The sequence below is a fragment of the Allobosea sp. P1_A7 genome (assembly GCF_056406775.1).
The window spans coordinates 1-1,784 of sequence record NZ_JBFTZN010000525.1; the positions used below are offsets into that span (position 1 = coordinate 1).

A 1,784-nucleotide genomic window follows, 5' to 3' on the forward strand; every position below is an offset into this window, starting at 1 on the left:
CATGACCGCACCCGCGACCTTCACATGACCGAAGCCGAACCCTTGATCCGCAGGCGCCGTCCAGACATGACTATGCTGTATCGCTCGACGRACCGCCTCTGTCGTCGTGGCGCTCCCATGGTGAACCTGGCCCATAGCGCCTCCTTCCACTCACGCGAAAAGACTGCACCATCAAAGCCCGGGATCAAACACCTAGAGAAGGCACGCTGCATTCGAATACACCACTACGCGGGACACGACCGAGCGGATCGAACAGCCGGTCGCGTCACGGCTTCGCAAATCGCCGCGGCGTCGGCGGCATCGCTGGGATCATCCTCGCGTCCTGACCTAAATTAAGAATCTCGCGTGCCCAATAGTGYGACGAGGCGCAAGCCTCCATGCCAACGATGCAAGGCGGGAGATTCGCGAAAAAGCTCAGCACGTCCTCACGCCGCAGCTTCTTTTAAAGAACTGTGCAACCCTTTGCATCCGCCACGTGGACTTGAAATGCTCGCTTCGCCAGATCAAGCCCGACCGTTGTGACCTCTTCCATGGATGGCCCTCCTTGTGAGCGATCGCCACGAACCCCTGCACTATGATGCCGAGAGCGGAGGCCATCCACCTCATCAAGCTCAACGCTGTCAACCCGCAAGGCTACCTCGCCGACTTCATCGCCCGCATCGTCAAACGCCATCCGCAAAGCCAGATCGACGACCTGCTCCCCTGGTCCTACAGCCCCCTGCAACTCAAGGCCGTGGCCTGAGAACAGCACTCACATTGCTGTCCCGGCTTCGAGGCGTTGAAAGGCCCGGTTGTGTCACGGGCGAACGACCCACCAGAGGCGCATCTCTTCCACGCCCCTGCGCGATGGGGGCTTATCGCGGCAAGCCGCGCGTCATTTACAAGCTTGTACCTAAGCACCACCCATGCTCATCAGTATCTCTCACCTACCGTGTGCGCACCCACTGGGGGAATTGATGTTCAAGGAATCCCTTCGAGCAATTGGCCGTATGGTCCCGCCAATTCGGCGACTTCATGATGCGGCGCTTAACTCCAGTTATGAGCGCGACCTCGCCCATTCAGAAATCTCTCGCCTGACCGCGTTGATTACAGAGCTGTCGTCGAGCCGCGCTCCTTCCTCCGAACTTGCGACGTTTCCAAATGCCGAAATCGGGGAGAAGTACGCGCACTGGAACTATCTAAAAAAGCGAAGTCAGCTCATTGAGATCGACTTCCCGGTGAATCCGAGAACGCGTTTCGGCTACGGAGCCCCACCGGATCCGCTGACGTTGAAGGTGCTCGAAGCTGGCACCTCACGCTACGAGATGCAAATCGAAACTCTCCTTCCCTTGATCGAGCCGATGTTGACGATCCCAGCTCACCCGGTCGAGGATGCCGCGGAGCCGAATTGGCAAAATCTAGCCTTTCCGGCACTTGACGCTATCGCGTTATACGGGCTGATTGCGCACCGGCGCCCACGCAGGTTCCTTGAGATCGGGTCAGGCTTCTCGACCAAATTTGCCCGCCGGGCAATCAATGATCATGGGCTCAGTACCACGATCACGTCGATCGACCCAGCACCGCGCGCTGAGGTAGATGCGATTTGCGACGAGGTCATCCGGAAGTCGCTTGAGGACGTGGAGATCGATTTTTTCGAAGGGCTGGAGCCAGACGTATTCGTCTTTTTCGACGGCAGCCACAGAGCCTTTCAAAACAGCGACGTGACGGTATTCTTCACGGAGATCCTGCCAAGGCTCAAATCCGGCACTATGTTTGGCATTCACGACATCTTCATGCCTGATGAC

The 1,784-nt window shown here is 58.0% G+C and carries 1 protein-coding gene and 2 pseudogenes; 2 read left to right on the forward strand and 1 reads right to left on the reverse strand.

Annotation, left to right across the window (positions count from 1 at the left end):
* Nucleotides 1-248: 248 nt before the first annotated feature.
* A pseudogene (locus tag AC1D34_RS37245) lies at nucleotides 249-532 on the reverse strand (IS110 family transposase); the annotation flags it as partial.
* Nucleotides 533-601: 69 nt separating this feature from the next.
* On the opposite strand from AC1D34_RS37245, the pseudogene AC1D34_RS37250 reads away from it, so the two are divergent.
* Nucleotides 602-742: pseudogene (locus tag AC1D34_RS37250) on the forward strand (transposase domain-containing protein); the annotation flags it as partial.
* A gap of 214 nt (nucleotides 743-956) precedes the next feature.
* A partial coding sequence (locus tag AC1D34_RS37255; RefSeq protein WP_476826985.1) for a class I SAM-dependent methyltransferase occupies nucleotides 957-1,784 on the forward strand: 828 nt, incomplete at its 3' end.